This is a genomic window from Vibrio sp. AK197, from assembly GCF_053903115.1.
The window spans coordinates 649,610-665,658 of sequence record NZ_CP096429.1 but is presented as its reverse complement, the minus strand read 5'-3'; the positions used below and the strand labels follow the sequence as shown (position 1 = coordinate 665,658).

Below are 16,049 nucleotides of genomic sequence, written 5' to 3'. Positions count from 1 at the left end.
CCTCGTTATGGGGTCGTCCCCTAAAACAGATGTGACCCCATAAGGTCGTCCTTATGGAGTTAGTGAAATGATATTTTAACCAGTCACGAATGAAAATAAAATAGGCGACGCTCCCCAATGAGGTTGAATCGCTCGGCCCTTATTAACAACACAATACAAGTTAAGTTACGCTAACGTAATTTTGTCCCTTAGATTCGTCGAAGCGGCAAGTTGACCATCGACGGTAATCACCACTGCTTCAATACCCTCTATTCCATTGACGCTATCTAAAATGCGTTTGGGAGGCATTCCAAATAGCTTAGTGGTGTATATATCACAGTCCAAGGATGTCTTCGAGATAACGGTTAAAGATGCCACGTTGTTTTCAACAGGGTACCCCGTTTGACTATCAAAGATGTGATGGTATTGATTGCCATTGTACTCAAACGTTCTTTCGTAAATGCCCGACGTTACAACCGACTGATTTGTGATTTTAACTTTGGCAACACTATGACCTCTGGGCAAGAAAGGGTTTTGTATCCCGACATCCCAATCTAGGCTATGTTTGGGAGACTCACCATAGACCAGCAGATTACCGCCGATATCAATCATCGCGGAAAGCGGATTTTTTTGCTTGAAGAAATCCATAATTTTGTCACTGAAATACCCTTTGGCAATGGCACCCAAGTCGATTTCAACACCCGGTTTAGCGAAAAAAACCGATTGATGCTCATCGTCTAAGATAATATCTGCTGGATCTAAACACGCGAGTACCGAGTCAATTTCACTCTGGCTCGGAACTCTGGCTTCGTCAAAGCCCACTCGCCAGAGCTTGATCAAAGGGCCTATCGCGATGTTTAAAAAGCTATTCGGAGCAAGGCTGTGCGCTTTCCCAATCTTAATTAATTCGTACAACTCAGAATCGATAACAACTGGCGCCTTGACAGCAGAGTGGGTCAAAGCAGACAAAGGTGAAAAGGCGTTATTGGCGCTAAATACTTGCTCATAACGCTTTAACATCGTACACGCCTCTGACACCCATCTATCGGCGAACTGACCTTTAAAGGAAAGACGAATCTTAGTGCCCATGAGCTCAATCGTTTTATGAGCTTCGGTCATCCACATTTCTTGAGACATCATTCTGCTCCAATCTCATCATCCCGCCAAAATGAATCAATCAGACCTTTATCAACCTCTGACAACACTCGGTGGCTATTGTGAGCAATAAAATAATCCAAGTTTAACTGGTTAATTGGCAGTTCATAAATATTGTACTGCTCAGGACATGGTGCCAACGTCAAACTTTCAGGCACGAAAGTCACACCTATGCCAGCCATCGCTAGGCTTTTGACCGTGGCAATTTCGCAGCTCTCCACCACAATGTTGGCTTTTAATTTGTATATCCCGAGCAAGTGATCAATCTGCATTCGAATCGCAGAGCCTTTTGACGTCAGCACCAAATCCTGTTTCAGCAACGCTTCTATACCGATACTGTTCTCTTTCAGTACAGCCGTCTCTGGCTGGTAAAGTTCGCAGGTACGTGGAATCACCGCATAGTATCCATGTTTTCCCCATGACTTAACACACAGTGTTGGCGCTATACTGCTGGAATTCTGTCCTATCCAAAAATCCACTTCGCCTTTTAGCAACCTTTTTTCATTGTTTTCTGGGATGTCTTCCACCAGTTCGATTTGGCAGTCCGGATAACGCGCCATAAATTTTGGAAGAAACAGTGGAATAAGGTAAGTACCGATACTGGATAAAATACCAATTTTGAGAGTCGTTTTTCCGCTGTCAGTGATGGCATCGACTGCTCGGCGCATATTGGAATACGCGGTTTCCAATGAGCCGAGGTAATCGTAGTAAACCTTACCGGGCTCAGTTAATCGATATGGCAACTCGCTACGATTGATTATCTGGCAATTCAGCTCAGTTTCAATGCGTTTAATCACTTGCGTCAGGTAAGGCTGAGAAATATACAGAGATTCAGCAGCCTTACTGTAATTACTGAATTTAAGCAAAGCATCGATATAGCATAAGGGATTTTGACTCTTGTATTTTGACATGTTTTCTCTCTGAACCCCGCCCAAACTCGAACTATAACAAATTACTTATAAAGCATAAATAGATAGCTATTAGCCAGCCTTTACAGACTGTGATAAAACAATAACCAGAATTTATTTATGGCTATTTAAAGATATAGGAAAACCTCTAATATGAGATACTTAGCAATTGTTGGCACCAATTCCAATGTGTCAACAAACCGCATGTTACTGCAGTTCATGAAAGAGCATTTCAAGCAAGAAGCACAAATAGAACTGTGTGAAATCAAAGATCTTCCTGCGTTCTACGAGGCGAAAGATGATCAGGTTCCTCAACAAGTCGAAGCGGTTTCTGAGCAAATTCGTCAAGCCGATGGCGTCATTATTGCCACCCCTGAGTATGATCACGCGATTACTGCAGCATTAAAAAGCGCCTTAGAATGGATCAGCTACACTAGTCAAGCACTCACAGACAAGCCTGTGTTAATTGTCGGAGCGTCCCATGGAGCCTTGGGTTCGTCTCGCGCTCAAGCGCATCTTCGCCAAATTCTAGACTCACCCGAATTAGCAGCGCGAATCATGCCAAGTAGCGAATTCTTGCTTGGAAAATCACAGGCAGCGTTTGATGCTACCGGTCGTTTAATCGACGAGGATAAGCTTACCGAACTCGATGAGATTTTTAGAGAATTCATGTTATTCACTCAACTTATTACAAAATTGTTATCAGAAAAAACCACGACTAAAAAAGCCAAAAAATACGTATGGCAAACTCAGGAGGCATAACCACTATGAAATTTACTGCAATCGTCGGCACCACGTCTCCAAACTCCCATAACCGTACGCTTCTTGAGTTCATGCAAGCGCACTTTAAACACAAAGCAGAGATTGAACTATTGGAAATCAATGAGGTTCCAATGTTTAATCAAGATAACCCCTCAAACCACCCTGCTCTGTTAGAAATTAATGAAAAAATCATCGCTAGTGATGGGGTGATTATCGCCACACCAGAATATAACCACTCGATTCCTTCCAGCCTCAAAAGTGTACTCGAATGGCTAAGCTATGAGCTTCATCCCTTAGATGGTAAACCCGTCATGATTTTAGGCGCTTCCATCGACTCGCAAGGTTCTTCACGAGCTCAATTACATCTACGCCAAATCTTGGATGCTCCAGGGGTCAATGCGAATGTGATGCCGGGTTACGAGTTCCTACTTGGCAATGCACATAACGCTTTTGATGACAATGGGCAGTTAAGCAATGAAGGCACCATTGATTTCCTAGAAATATGCTTCTTACGATTTATGCGTTTCGCTAAGATCTCAAATCAGCTCAACGAAGAAGAAGATTTTTCATTCCAACCCGGCGTTTATGAAGTTAGCGCATTGGGTCACGGCGGCGCTCTGCCCATGAAAGTCGCGTTCAGCGATAAAAAAATTGAACGCATTGATATTGATACCGGAGGCGAGACAGAAGGCCTGGCGGACGTGGTGTTTGTTCGCATTCCAGACAAGATAATCGAAGGTCAAACCCTCAATGTCGATGCATTATCCGGCGCTTCAGAAACAAGTAATGCGGTTATTGATGGTGTCGCTAAAGCCGTAAAACTCGCAGGTGTTAATCCCGATATCTTAAAACGCCGCCCGAAACCGGCAAGCAGCTTGAACCGTGATGATGAAGAATACCATTGTGATGTGGTTGTGATTGGCGGTGGCGGTGCTGGTTTAAGTGCAGCTGCAACCGTATTACAGCAAGGCAAGAGTGCTATTGTTGTTGAGAAATTCCCTGCAGTAGGTGGTAATACCATTCGTACCGGCGGCCCAATCAATGCTGCAGATCCTGAGTGGCAACGTTCTTTTGAAGAAAACCCGGGAGAAAGACATACCATTGAAAGCTTAGTTAACACCGATGAAAGCGAAATCCACCAAGAATACCTTGCAGACTTTAGAGCATTGAAGCAAGAATTTGCCGCTTATCAACAGCAGTTTGGCGAGAATAAAGGCTACCTATTTGATTCTCCTCTGCTTCACCGTATGCAGACTTACTTTGGTGGTAAACGTAGTGATCTCCATGGGAACAGCATCTATGGTCAGTACGATCTGGTTAAAATCTTAACCGATAACGCATTGGAAAGTGTTCAATGGCTTGAGAAAATTGGGGTCGAATACGATAAATCCGTGGTGTTTGCGCCAGTTGGCGCCTTATGGCGTCGTGGGCACAAACCTATCAAGAAATACGGCACTGCGTTTATTCTTGCGCTCAGCCAATATATTGAGGAAATGTCAGGCACCATTCTAACTGATAGCCCTGCGAAAGAGTTCCTTGTCGAAAATGGCGAGATCAAAGGGATTATCGCTACGGGTGCAAATGGCCAAACCATTACCATCCATGCCAACGCTGTTGTACTTGCCAGTGGCGGTTTTGGCGCCAATACCAAAATGCTCAAACAGTACAATACATACTGGAGTAACATTGCAGACGACATCAAGACGACCAACTCTTATGCCATGACGGGCGATGGTATCGTTCTAGGTCAATCCGTCGGCGCTGGATTAACAGGCATGGGCTTTACCCAGATGATGCCAGTTGCTGACCCAAATACCGGTGAACTGTTTAGTGGCCTGCAAGTCCCACCCGAAAACTTCGTGATTGTGAATAAGCAAGGAAAACGTTTCGTGAATGAGTTTGCCGGACGCGACGTATTAACCAAAGCGGCTTTGGCTGAAGGTGGCCTTTTCTATCTGATTGCCGATGATGAAATCAAGAAAACCGCCGCCAACACCAGTCAGGAAAAAATTGATCGTCAAGTGGAAGCTGGCACTGTGTTCAGAGCGGATACCCTTGAAGAATTGGCGGTTAAAGTGGGGATGGAACCCGCGGTACTGAAAGAGACCATCGATAACTACAATCGCTATGTGGATGCAGGGTTAGACCCAGAGTTTCATAAAGATACGTTCAGCTTGAAAGTGGAAAAAGCGCCGTTCTACGCAACGCCGAGACAACCCGCCGTTCACCACACAATGGGTGGACTTAAGATCGATACCGCCACGCGAGTATTGGACGAGAATAACCAGCCAATCAAAAACTTGTACGCAGCCGGTGAAGTCGCTGGCGGCATCCATGCTGGTAACCGCCTTGGGGGGAACGCCCTGGCAGATATCTTTACCTTTGGTCGGATTGCAGGTCAAACGGCCATTCAGGAAATGAACTAAGTCTGCCACATTAAGTTTTACTTAATGCCACACCATAATTACAGAGGCTTCCTCACATGGGTTAGCCTCTTTTTTATTATCTAATCCTTGAAACAAAGTCGCTGCCATCCACGCGAATGAAAGATCCTGTTCTATGATCTCTTTTGATTGACATTGGAAATTGTGACTAGGGAAAGCCCTATAACTCTGCTAGACTCCCTTCCCTTCCTAGCTTTATGGCTCTATTTGAATGCCTAGTAAAGCAAGGAAAGTACCACCGACATACCTCGTTTAAAGACTTAGGAACACGTTATGATGACAGATGAAGAAAGAATCGAATTGCAACAAAACAATCCGTTACATGGCCTTAAGTTAGAAACATTAGTCGAAGAGCTTGCTGATTTTTATGGTTGGGACATTCTCGATGCGGCGATGCGCTTTAACTGTTTTCACACCAACCCATCGGTTGCGAGCAGTGTTAAGTATTTGAAAAAAACCGACTGGGCACGAGAAAAATTGGAAAACTTCTATTTATACCGGTTTAAGCGTATGCCCCGAGCGTCAAGCGAAGAGTATGATTTACCTCCGCGTGCTCGTACTTTTCCACATGGTTTAAAGCCGAAAGAGCCGATGGAATTAACGGTCGATTCCATTTTGAAATCACAAGCTAAAGCGGCGGCAGCGCATAAAGAGCGATCATCTCGTCCGCGTCATCGACGCTAAGATCTTTACTCTCCTTTCTAGAGAACAGAACGTTGGCTTGACCTACTAAGTCAGCGTGAGGCGTTCTTGTGATACAAAAAAGCCGACATTCGTCGGCCTTCCTGGCTGCGTCATATCAATCAGGTTAATTTGAAACGATAAACATCACCTCAACGCGGCGATTACAGGCTTTGCCGTTGCGAGTTTGATTACTGCATTCTGGGACATATTCACCAAAACCACGCGTGTAGATAGCTTCGCGCGTCACGGCGCTGCTTAACAGGGTGTTTTTCACGGCGTCAGCACGTCGTTCTGACAGTTTGTCGTTAAACATCGGTGTGCCCGTATTATCGGTATGACCATTAATTACGATATCAATACCTTGCTGAGTAGCAATATAACGCCCAACACGCTGCAACCAACGGGCAGAATCAGGGGATACCCTTGCAGATCCCGTATTAAAACGAATCATATCCTTTACCTTAACCATCACATGGTTACCCGGTAGGACTTCATAATCGATGCCGTTGCTCATCAAAAAGCTTTCCAGCGAGTCATAGTTTTCTCGCTTCATTGAGGAGCGAGAGGTAGACGCTGTCCGATTATTAGTTGCGGTGCCAACGTAAACCGCAGCAGGCTTCTCTTTCACGCCCCATTCAGGGTGCATTAAGGCGTATTCATCTTTGGGCGCAACGTCCAAAAGATTACGCTCACCAAGTAAATTGAGATCAGACGGTAGTGATACACACCCTGATAACATTAATACTAAGAAAAGACTGGCAAATCTCATGCTCTCACCGCAAATTAACTATGACAAACACTGTATCGGTCACCTTTAAGAGTTCTTTAGTAAAGATTAACGTCTTCTGCTGTTTTATATCGCAAATTTTTAAGTCAGCCATGACACAAATATTCACAAAAGATTTGCAACTGGCTGTGTTCTCCTTTGAATTTTCAGTCGTTAGAATACGGGTTCTTTTTTAAATCAAGATATTATTCTCATGAACAAAACACGTCGCCTGCTATTACTGGTCGTCTCGGCTTCCACTCTGCTCTTTGGTTGCAATAATAACGATATACCTCAAGAAGGAGAGCAGTACCAAACATTGACAACGAACTTAGCTACCTTTCGTATTCAGCCCGTCACCGAGATCTTTTCACTGACATGCAGCCATTGTCGAAATATGGAAAGTGTGTTGCCCGAGCTTGAATCCCTCACCGAGCAAAAAATAGGTAAAATTCATGTCACGTTTAACCACGGCGCTAAGAGCGCAGCGGCGATTTACTACAGCGCTGTCATGCAGCTCAATCACAAGCCCAATGACGAAATGATGAGCGAGCTCTTTGCCGCAGTGCAACTTGGCAACGACAAGTCCCAACAAGAAAAGCAAGCCGCGATAGCCAACGTATTCACGAACCACGGGCTGATTCCCCCCGCTCAATTAAGCCTTGCGCAGCAAAAAAACTTGATGAATTACGTCAAAACCGCTGAAAAAATCACACAGCAAGGTAATATTCAAGCAGTGCCAACCTTTATCGTTGCTGGCAAGTATCAAATTCTGACGGAGGGGCATGACAACGTGAAACAGTTAGCCCACGCCATCAATTACTTACTCAATCCACAATAATTAACGGAACACACCATGTCTAAGATTATCTTCCCTATTGTTATCTTGGTGCTCGCAGGCTTTTTTATCTACCGCACTTGGTCAACAGGCAAAGAGTCCGAAGAAAACTTCGCTCAAGGACAAGCGTTTCTCACTGAAAATACCGCGAAAGAAGGGGTCGTCACCACACCGAGTGGGCTGCAGTACTTGGTACTGGAAAAAGGCCAAGGCGACGTGCACCCAACCACCAAAAATCGCGTTAAAGTGCATTATCACGGAACCCTGCTGGATGGCACAGTATTCGACAGCTCCGTTGAGCGAGGTGAGCCAATCACCTTTGGTCTGGGTCAAGTGATCAAAGGCTGGCAAGAAGGCTTAACTCATATGGTGGTGGGTGATAAGTTTCGCCTTTTCATTCCAAGTAATCTTGCTTATGGCAAAAAAGGCACTGGACCAATTCCACCCGGTGCGACACTGATTTTCGATGTCGAATTACTTGAGATTCAATAAACAGCGCTTTATCGATGCCAAAAAAAGAGCCACTCCTTAGTGGCTCTTTTTGATCGAACATTACGCGCTGGCGTCAAGCGGATAAAACACCAACTGATTGTTTTCGACCAAAACACAATCCATGCCAGCAGCATGAGCCGCTTGCAAACCCAGCTTGGTATCTTCGAATACCAAACAACGCTCAGGGCTTAAATGAATTTGTTCAGCCGCGAGTAAAAAGGTGTCGGGGTTGGGTTTATGATTTTCCACATCATTGGCCGTCACCACTGCATCCAGCTTTTTTAAAATCCCATGCGTTTTCAATAAAGGCAGAGCGCTGACTTTCTGACTGCCAGTACCAACGGCAATAGGCTTCTTCCCGACATAGCGCTCTAACACTTCATTGGTCACATTTATGCGTTCGCCAGTGTCTTCTAGGCTAGCAAAGGTCTTCATTTTGAAATCCGCCACCGCTTGAGCATCAAGACTTAAGTGATGGATTTGATTTATTTCATCGACAATTTTCTTGCTCGGCATTCCACCACGGCTATGCAACCAAGTTTGATCGTATGGAAAATCAAAAGCTTGTGATGCCTTTTGCCATGAGGTCAAATGCGCTGGCATGGTATCAATTAAGGTCCCATCCATATCAAAAATCAAACCGTCGTAATTGTCATAATTAATTAACATAACTGTCATACCATTAAATCTAAAGTTTAGCCTTGACGTTAGTGGCTTTGTAATACGTGTAGATCTTTTGTCGGTGATTGAGGAATCGCTACTTACTGACTACGCTCACTTTATAACTATAAAAATAAACTGGTAACCAAAGTAGGTATAATGTATGAATATTAGAAACAAACTATATTCATTGGGCGCTGTCTCCATTTTAGGTTTCGCCGCCCTTCTATTCTCCACCAGCCATTTTTCAGGGACAAAAGACACCCTTAATGAAGCAAAATATGTTGTCGCGAAACTTGAAATTAGGCTCTTGAACCTACGTCGAAACGAAAAAGACTTTTTGCTACGTAAAGACACTAAATATCTTGGAACATTCAATGACAATACCAAGATATTCCTTGATTTGGAATCGCAACTTAGTGGCATGCTTAAAGACCAAGAACTGCTTTCCACGTCAAAACTGCGTGCAGACTTACTTAATTATCAAAAGAGTTTTCAAACACTGGTTAACGGTTACACTGAACACGGGTTAAGCCAAGAGGAAAAATTGCTTGGTGAATATCGAAAACAACTTCGAGCGCTCGAACAATCGGCTAACGCAGAGCAGTTAGTCGCCCTTGACCGATTTGATGACAGTATACAAAGCGGTGTATTCAACGGTGATGTGCTAAACGGAATGTCGGCTGATGCACTAAAAAGCACCGCGCAAGCTTTGGTCAATAAGAAGGTCGAGATCGGTCTTGAATACAATCAAGGGCTGCTGGGTAATACGCGAGAACTTTCTCACACAGTCGAAGAGCAGTTTAAAACCTTCTCTACCGTCCTTGATAAACACATTGAAGAAACCCAGCATCAACTCAATTTGTTTAAGAACATCGTGGTGGGTGTCATTGTCCTGATCATCATTGGTTTTATCTATCAGATTGCCCGCTCGATTAACTTGCAAGTATCTAACCTATTAACAATTATTCAGAGCATTGCCGACACCAATAATGTCAGTATGCGTAGCACTCTGAAAGGCAATGATGAGTTAACCTCTATTGGTCGTTACTTTAACCATTTGCTGGATAAATTTGAGGCCCTAATTCGCGGCACGCAGCAGAAATCACGAGATCTATCTGGCAGCACACTAAGTATGCATAATGAACTGCAACAAGTCATTGAGCAGTTCAATGTTCAGTCCGACCACACTGCGACGATGGCAACATCGGTTCAGGAGATGGTTCACACAATTGCTGAAATATCAGAAAGCACTTCGGTCGCGGTAGATGGCGTCCATCAGGCGTCGTCCAATGCGAAAGACGGCCGTAGCGTGGTAGAGACAACCTTAAGCAATATTGATCAGCTTTCAACGATTCTCACCAACAGTCAGCAGTCCATCACCAATCTGAACGATCATGTCGATAAAATTGGTGATGCCGTGAATATCATTCAAGATATTGCCGAACAAACCAATTTGTTGGCGCTTAATGCCGCCATTGAGGCGGCGCGTGCAGGTGAGCAAGGTCGCGGGTTTGCGGTGGTTGCAGACGAAGTCCGCGCACTGGCAAGCCGTACCCATAAATCGACTGAAGACATCACCAAAGTGGTCACCGCAATTCAAAACCAAATGCAGACGGTGGTCTCTGACATTGATAAGTGTACTGATCAAGGGCGTCAAACACTCGATGCATCGCACCTTCTTGATTCAAGTTTGCAACAAATCATTGATGATATGGAAACCATTCAAGCCAACTCTGAACGTATTGCCTCAGCGATTGAGGAGCAAGGTATTGTGATGAATCAGGTCAGTGAGTCGATTACTGAATTGAATGAAATTTCAGTCAACAATATGCATTCAGCTCAGCAGGTATTAACCGAAGTAGATAGCGTTTCAATTCAAGCCAAACAGATGGATGAAACCGTCGCCGAGTTTAAAACAGATGCATAAGTCTCCTTGACATGTAAAACGGCGCTCTAGGCGCCGTTTTTTTTATCCTCAGTTTGTTCCAGCCCGAGCTGCCTATCCAAATTAAGCGGCTTAAGCCACTTAGTTATCGACCAATGCCGTGAACGGCGACTCACCTGATTCCACAGTCGAATAAATGTATGTTTAGATTCATTGGCACAAGGAAGCTTGGAAGCGGGCAAATGATCTTTTAACGCAGCTAATCCCGTCTCATGACGCAGCTTCCTGTAGACTAAAGTCCGCGCTAGTGGCCACTGCTGATGTTTTAGTGCGCGGCGAAATTGTACTCTCATTGGTAATGGTCGGTCACGATAAAACCGTGAGACCGCCCAAACGGCGATGACCAATGTGATGACGATACAAATCATCATCACTATCCAAATGCCATATAGGCTAAGCCATGAGCCTATTGTATGCTTCACGCGATAGTGAGCGGCAGGCAATGTCACCTGCTCTAGTTGATTGGTTTGTGTATTCCACCAAAGCACATGTTGCTCAGGAAACTGAACCTCTCCACCATGCTGCAAAACATACGTGACCTCTTCATGGCGCGATGACTGATAACTGCCTCGATTTTGGGTATCAATCAACGTAGGCGGTTTGGGGTAGCTTTGGTAACCAGCGGCAGACTGTGACGTATTCGGCGCGCTGAGTACGGCAGGAATCAACACCGACAGTGTATCCACCGCATTGATGGTGACGCGACGAGTCACGCTATCTCCAACATGCAATTCGTCATGGGATGGCGTCCAAGTTTCCTTTACTGTTACCTGTGGCGAGGCAAGCCAGGATTCTTCTTGGGTCAGCTCACCACTCGGTAACTGAGCGCTAAAGCTGAGAGGTTGAGTATACAGTGTTTTCTCGATACTTTTTCCATCACTGCCTGATACCGTCACCGTCACCGCAATGGGCGGAATCACATAATCTCCCGACACTTGAGGATACAACGTCAGCTCCCAGTGTTGGCGAGACCACGTTTGATCACCAATGCGTTCAGTGTAATTGGTCGCCAACGTATTGCGCTGCTTACTCATTAAATTAGGGACATCAATGGCGCTAATTTGAGTACCGCCGGTAAACCAGCGCGTCGTGCCGACATCAATGACTAAAATCACTTGTTGACGAACGCTGTAGCTTTGTTCACTTTGCTGCTGACTTCCCAACCACGCTTTAACCGAAAGCTCTTCGGCAGCATGAACACCGGGCATAGCGAGTAACATCCATAATAATACCCCAAGCACTACTCGACGCCGACTCCCTGTTTGAATCATTGCTGCCGCTCCTTCGTTGCGCTTGATGGTTGGTCCCGCAATTGTATTTGAAACTTAGCTTGCAAGAACTTCTTAGGATCAGCCTCAACACGTTTTAACCAAGTATCGGCCATCGCTTGATCATTAATGATTTGGTCAGCAGTGAGCTGAGCCTGCTGAATATTGTCAGCGCTGGTTTGCTCATCGGCACCCTCGCCCGTTTGTGGCTGATCTTCCTCAAGTTCGATGGAGGTTTCTTGCTCTAACCCACCTTGCTGGTCTTTACTTTGCTGATTCACTTCATCAATAAGCCCTACAATGACCTTCAAATTATGTTCAACATTGCGTTTTAGCTCTCCCGTTACCTGAGGGTTGTTGTTCAGCGTTGTGAGCATTCGCCTTGCCGCAACATACTCTCGCTGATGCGCCAGCGCGCTGGCCGCATAATAGTCTCCAAGTAAAGAGTCCGTTTCAATAAAGGCCGATTGAGCCAAGTTAAATTCACGTGCGTAGTAATAGGCGATCCCGCGGAGCATTGGATCCTGGTAATGCTGGCCAGCCGCAAGGTACTCTTGCTGATTAAAAAGCATTGCGCCTTGTTGGTCAGGCGTTAGCCACAGATCTAACCACCACTGCCATAGTTTATCGATTTGCGACACGGGCTCTGCAGAAGGCATGCTCTCTTGATTCACCGAGTGTACTGGTTGCGCTGAAACGAGAGGCGAAAAACCACTACCAAGGCACAATGTTGCAACTACACACCACTGCACCAACCAACCTTTTCGAAACCACAGCAGCATAATGATGGCAATAGGCATCAACAGGTAATAACCACTGTCTTTCCAAGGCATCGCCGATTCACCGTTCAATTGCATGTGGCGTTCAATCAAGTGATTGATGGTTTGAATATCCCCATCATCGGCGCTCACCGTAATCACTCGCCCATTGGTTACCGAAGCAAGCTGCTTCAGTGCGCTAATATCCAATGGCTGTTGCGTTGCACGCTCTGTATTCCCCATGGCAAAAATAAGTAATTGGTAGTCATGCTGAGTAAAGTACATTTTGAAACGGTCAATCATTTGCGGCGCGATACCATCGGTTATCATGACGACACTGCCACCGCTATCCTGCTCCATTAACGGCTCCAGCATCGGCAAAATGGTGTCCGGGCGCTTACCTTGTACGGGCATAATTGTCGGGTCAACGGCAGTCAAAAATGGCAAGTAAACTTGCTTGTCCTTGGTTAGCGGCATGGCAATATGGGCGCTGCCAGCAAACACCACCAACCCGGTTCGTCCCCCGTCTCGAGCGGCGACCAAATCCGTCACTTTTTGTTTTGCTCGCTCAAGCCGACTTGGCGCAATATCGTTTTGCAGCATAGATTCACTGACATCCAGAGCAATAACCAGCGGCGCTTTATCTTCACCAAATGGCGACGCTTGCCTCTGCCAGCTCGGCCCTGCACAAACCAGCACCGCTAAAAAAATCAGTAATGCCAGCAATTTTAAAGGCAGTAGCTTACTCCATCCTTGCTCACCCACCGTTAATGCTTTGCGCAAATGCGCTGGTAAATTTTGGGTCAGCGCTGGTTTCGAGTCTTGCTGCCAACGAAAATAAAAAATGATGCCAAGCGGTAGCAACGCAAGTAACCACCAAGGACGAAGAAAGTGGAACTGAGAGAAAAACACTTGCCAAGCACCGCTATCCAACATCGTTTTCTCCCTGCTCTAATCGACGGCGTTTCACCAAGGTTGCTAGAGCAAACGCAACCAAATGAATCACCACAACCAACATTAAAAAATAGTGATGCAGACTGACCTTGGCGCGAAACGTGGTACTTTGATATAACGTTGGCTCAAGCTGGTTAATGGCCTCATAAGCCGCTGACAATTCATCACGGTTGAGCGCCTGAAAGGCCTCACCTCCCGATTGTGACGCAATTTGCTCAATGGTTTGCATGTCTATCGCTTGCTCACCGACCGTCTGCGGATCGCCCATCGCTATCACATGAATACGCACTTGTTTGGCTTTGGCGACTTTGGCTGCATCAATGGGCGCGACAAAACTGCCGTTATCGTTCCCATCTGTCAGCACTATCGCGACTTTCTGCTTCGCCACTTCATCGCGTTGCTCCTCGAAGACTTTAATGGCTAAACCAATCGCATCGCCAAGATGAGTGCTTTGCCCCGCCATGGCCACGTCGGTTTGCTCAAGTAAGGTTAGCCACGCGTTATGGTCAGCGGTGAAGGGCGTTTGCACAAATGCGGCATCACCAAATAAAATTAGCCCAAGCCGATCGCCTTCACGTTGCTTCGCAAACTCGCTCAACACCTGCTTAGCAGCCGCCAAACGGCTAATCTCTTCGCCACTTGGCGATTGAAAATCGGGCTCTGCCATTGAGCCTGAGAGGTCAACAACAACCATTACATCACGCCCAAATTGCTCACGAACTTGCGGGGGTCCGAGCCTCTGAGGCTGAGTCAGCGCAATGACCACACAAACCCAAGCCAAATAGCGAAGGGATTTTTGCCAAGGTCGAGAATTCAGCTGGTGAGCGCCTTTTGTCGGTTCTTCACCCAACGCTTTCGCCAACATTAAAAAGAACGGGACTTTCAGCGCAGGCTCGATGGTGCGGTATGCTGGTGCTAGCCAATAGATAAGGAAAGGCAATGGTAACGCCAATAGCCACATAGGATGTGCCAATTCAATGTTCTCAAACATGCTTGACCTCCTGGTGATGACGAAGCCAATAGTCACTTCGGTTAAGCAATTGCTGCACTTCATCAACGCTGAGCACGTTTTTAGGATTGACTAAACTTTCTAGCCACGCTGACCCCAATGCGTCTTGATAGCAGCCAGCAGGTTCGTAATCGTCAAGACAAACAAGAAAAGCATGCCCATAAGTTGCCGCATTTTTATCACTTAAATGCGTGAGAACGATTTTGAGTAAACGATATAACCGGTCGCCAGTTTTAGGATCGTCAGCACGAAGCTGTTTCAAACTCGCCAATGCTTCACGCCGATAACGGTTGTGCCACCAACATCGTCCCCACATCACGACCAGCACCACACCAACCAAAAGCATCACTGACATGATGTAGTACCAACCTAAGGTTTGCGGCCACCAAGAAACCGCGTCGGGAACCGGCACTTCCAACAAGTGTCGCAACGTATAGTTGCTAGGTGCAAGATGCTCGGCCATCAAACTCGCCCTCCAATGGCATGGCGAAGCTGATTTAAATGCGAGCCAGAGGTATTGAGTTCAATATAGGGGAGACGTTTCACCACCATTAACTCCAAAAGCCACTCGCGCTTTTGTTCAAGCTGCTGAGTGAGTTCATCATTGGCTTTTTCAAATTGACTCTTCGCGCTGAGATTAAGTTGGTATTCCCCATCACCGAGCACCCAACTTTGTGACCCTGCAAGCTCAGGTAAACGTGCTTCAAGTGGATCAGTGATCATCACACTCAATACGTCATTATGCTGCTGGAGATGCTTGAGGTGGGTAAAAGTGTCTTCGCTGGCATCTAGCCAGTCACTGAGGATCACAATCGTTGATGACCGTAGATGCATTCGTGCCAAACGCTGAACCATCTGCGGTAAACTCTGTTGCGGTTGGCTTTGGCTCGACACACTCAATGCTTGATTGATCGTCGTCAGTTGCTGTAACCAATTGAGCAATTGATGTTGAGAACGTGTTGGCTTGAATGATGTTAAGTGCTCATCGCTCATCAGCAGCATACCAATCCGGTCTCCCTCTTTTAAAACCTGCCAGGCACACAGCGCCGCGGTTTCAGCAGCAACGACAGACTTCATCACCTCTACCGAGGAAAAAAACATATTACTGCGCTGATCAACACACAAAATAATATTGCGGTCTTTTTCTTCGGTATAACTCCGCACATGGGGTTTTCCCGTGCGCATGGTGACTTTCCAATCAAGGTTACGAATGTCGTCACCCAATTGATAATGCCGCAACTCCTCAAAGTTCAGTCCGCGCCCACGCAACGTGGATTGATGACGTCCTGAAAAGGCATTTTTTGCTTTCAAACTGGGCAGAAAAGAAAATTGCCCAGCGTAAGCCTGCAGTCGCACTAACTGTGAGTAGCTAACATGAATTCTAGGGTCGTCGCTTGACGTCTCAGTGGAAAATACAGCCATAC

15 protein-coding genes are annotated in these 16,049 nt (G+C 46.0%); 6 read left to right on the top strand and 9 right to left on the bottom strand.

Going from position 1 to position 16,049, the window contains the following annotated elements; all coding sequences use genetic code 11:
• Positions 1–165 precede the first annotated feature (165 nt).
• The gene (locus tag M1D72_RS03085) at positions 166–1,119 is read right to left on the bottom strand and encodes an FAD:protein FMN transferase (RefSeq protein WP_456295527.1); all 954 of its coding nucleotides are present in this window, start codon (positions 1,117–1,119) and stop codon (positions 166–168) included.
• On the bottom strand, positions 1,116–2,045 hold the full coding sequence (locus tag M1D72_RS03080) for a LysR substrate-binding domain-containing protein (RefSeq protein ID WP_456295526.1): 930 nt from the start codon (positions 2,043–2,045) through the stop codon (positions 1,116–1,118). The genes M1D72_RS03085 and M1D72_RS03080 overlap by 4 nt, the downstream gene beginning before the upstream one ends.
• Positions 2,046–2,195: 150 nt before the next feature.
• Between M1D72_RS03080 and M1D72_RS03075 the strand changes: the two genes are divergently transcribed.
• From M1D72_RS03075 to M1D72_RS03065, 3 genes are all read left to right on the top strand, one after another.
• Entirely contained in the window at positions 2,196–2,804 is a 609-nt protein-coding gene (locus M1D72_RS03075; protein WP_456295525.1) for an NADPH-dependent FMN reductase, read from the top strand.
• A gap of 5 nt (positions 2,805–2,809) precedes the next feature.
• Positions 2,810–5,230 (top strand): flavocytochrome c, encoded by a 2,421-nt coding sequence (locus M1D72_RS03070; RefSeq protein ID WP_456295524.1) that lies wholly within the window; start codon positions 2,810–2,812, stop codon positions 5,228–5,230.
• Between the two features lie 291 nt (positions 5,231–5,521).
• Positions 5,522–5,932, top strand: a complete 411-nt coding sequence (locus tag M1D72_RS03065) for a VF530 family protein (protein WP_390195612.1) — start codon at positions 5,522–5,524, stop codon at positions 5,930–5,932.
• 124 nt (positions 5,933–6,056) lie between these two features.
• On the opposite strand, the gene M1D72_RS03060 is transcribed toward M1D72_RS03065, so the two are convergent.
• Positions 6,057–6,701 carry an OmpA family protein gene (locus M1D72_RS03060; protein WP_390195615.1) on the bottom strand — a complete coding sequence of 215 codons (645 nt, stop codon included), beginning with the start codon at positions 6,699–6,701 and terminating at the stop codon, positions 6,057–6,059.
• 211 nt (positions 6,702–6,912) lie between these two features.
• On the opposite strand from M1D72_RS03060, the gene M1D72_RS03055 reads away from it, so the two are divergent.
• A complete protein-coding gene (locus M1D72_RS03055) occupies positions 6,913–7,539 on the top strand; it encodes a DsbA family protein (RefSeq protein ID WP_456295523.1) in 627 nt (208 codons plus the stop codon).
• A gap of 15 nt (positions 7,540–7,554) precedes the next feature.
• Complete coding sequence (locus tag M1D72_RS03050) at positions 7,555–8,028, top strand: FKBP-type peptidyl-prolyl cis-trans isomerase (RefSeq protein ID WP_456295522.1); 474 nt, start codon at positions 7,555–7,557, stop codon at positions 8,026–8,028.
• 60 nt (positions 8,029–8,088) lie between these two features.
• Here the strand turns inward: M1D72_RS03050 and M1D72_RS03045 are convergent, their stop codons facing one another.
• Entirely contained in the window at positions 8,089–8,697 is a 609-nt protein-coding gene (locus tag M1D72_RS03045; protein ID WP_456295521.1) for a beta-phosphoglucomutase family hydrolase, read from the bottom strand.
• Positions 8,698–8,851: 154 nt separating this feature from the next.
• On the opposite strand from M1D72_RS03045, the gene M1D72_RS03040 reads away from it, so the two are divergent.
• Entirely contained in the window at positions 8,852–10,618 is a 1,767-nt protein-coding gene (locus tag M1D72_RS03040; RefSeq protein ID WP_456295520.1) for a methyl-accepting chemotaxis protein, read from the top strand.
• A gap of 26 nt (positions 10,619–10,644) precedes the next feature.
• Here the strand turns inward: M1D72_RS03040 and M1D72_RS03035 are convergent, their stop codons facing one another.
• Genes M1D72_RS03035 through M1D72_RS03015 form a run of 5 tightly spaced genes read right to left on the bottom strand, consistent with a single transcriptional unit; the run spans position 10,645 to position 16,047 of the window.
• Positions 10,645–11,907, bottom strand: coding sequence for a BatD family protein (locus tag M1D72_RS03035; RefSeq protein ID WP_456295519.1), 1,263 nt, complete (start codon positions 11,905–11,907; stop codon positions 10,645–10,647).
• Positions 11,904–13,598, bottom strand: a complete 1,695-nt coding sequence (locus M1D72_RS03030; protein WP_456295518.1) for a VWA domain-containing protein — start codon at positions 13,596–13,598, stop codon at positions 11,904–11,906. Before M1D72_RS03030 ends, M1D72_RS03035 begins: the two co-directional genes overlap by 4 nt.
• On the bottom strand, positions 13,588–14,607 hold the full coding sequence (locus M1D72_RS03025) for a vWA domain-containing protein (RefSeq protein WP_456295517.1): 1,020 nt from the start codon (positions 14,605–14,607) through the stop codon (positions 13,588–13,590). Before M1D72_RS03025 ends, M1D72_RS03030 begins: the two co-directional genes overlap by 11 nt.
• A complete protein-coding gene (locus M1D72_RS03020; protein ID WP_456295516.1) occupies positions 14,600–15,088 on the bottom strand; it encodes a DUF4381 domain-containing protein in 489 nt (162 codons plus the stop codon). Before M1D72_RS03020 ends, M1D72_RS03025 begins: the two co-directional genes overlap by 8 nt.
• On the bottom strand, positions 15,088–16,047 hold the full coding sequence (locus tag M1D72_RS03015) for a DUF58 domain-containing protein (protein ID WP_456295515.1): 960 nt from the start codon (positions 16,045–16,047) through the stop codon (positions 15,088–15,090). The genes M1D72_RS03020 and M1D72_RS03015 overlap by 1 nt, the downstream gene beginning before the upstream one ends.
• Positions 16,048–16,049: the final 2 nt, after the last annotated feature.

Excerpts from the sequence above, each read along its gene's own strand:
- M1D72_RS03085 (WP_456295527.1), bottom strand. The coding sequence starts at position 1,119 with ATGATGTCTCAAGAAATGTGGATGACCGAAGCTCATAAAACGATTGAG.
- M1D72_RS03015 (WP_456295515.1), bottom strand. The coding sequence starts at position 16,047 with ATGGCTGTATTTTCCACTGAGACGTCAAGCGACGACCCTAGAATTCAT.
- M1D72_RS03065 (WP_390195612.1), top strand. The coding sequence starts at position 5,522 with ATGATGACAGATGAAGAAAGAATCGAATTGCAACAAAACAATCCGTTA.
- M1D72_RS03080 (WP_456295526.1), bottom strand. The coding sequence starts at position 2,045 with ATGTCAAAATACAAGAGTCAAAATCCCTTATGCTATATCGATGCTTTG.
- M1D72_RS03050 (WP_456295522.1), top strand. The coding sequence starts at position 7,555 with ATGTCTAAGATTATCTTCCCTATTGTTATCTTGGTGCTCGCAGGCTTT.
- M1D72_RS03020 (WP_456295516.1), bottom strand. The coding sequence starts at position 15,088 with ATGGCCGAGCATCTTGCACCTAGCAACTATACGTTGCGACACTTGTTG.
- M1D72_RS03045 (WP_456295521.1), bottom strand. The coding sequence starts at position 8,697 with ATGTTAATTAATTATGACAATTACGACGGTTTGATTTTTGATATGGAT.
- M1D72_RS03040 (WP_456295520.1), top strand. The coding sequence starts at position 8,852 with ATGAATATTAGAAACAAACTATATTCATTGGGCGCTGTCTCCATTTTA.
- M1D72_RS03070 (WP_456295524.1), top strand. The coding sequence starts at position 2,810 with ATGAAATTTACTGCAATCGTCGGCACCACGTCTCCAAACTCCCATAAC.
- M1D72_RS03055 (WP_456295523.1), top strand. The coding sequence starts at position 6,913 with ATGAACAAAACACGTCGCCTGCTATTACTGGTCGTCTCGGCTTCCACT.
- M1D72_RS03025 (WP_456295517.1), bottom strand. The coding sequence starts at position 14,607 with ATGTTTGAGAACATTGAATTGGCACATCCTATGTGGCTATTGGCGTTA.
- M1D72_RS03075 (WP_456295525.1), top strand. The coding sequence starts at position 2,196 with ATGAGATACTTAGCAATTGTTGGCACCAATTCCAATGTGTCAACAAAC.
- M1D72_RS03060 (WP_390195615.1), bottom strand. The coding sequence starts at position 6,701 with ATGAGATTTGCCAGTCTTTTCTTAGTATTAATGTTATCAGGGTGTGTA.
- M1D72_RS03030 (WP_456295518.1), bottom strand. The coding sequence starts at position 13,598 with ATGTTGGATAGCGGTGCTTGGCAAGTGTTTTTCTCTCAGTTCCACTTT.
- M1D72_RS03035 (WP_456295519.1), bottom strand. The coding sequence starts at position 11,907 with ATGATTCAAACAGGGAGTCGGCGTCGAGTAGTGCTTGGGGTATTATTA.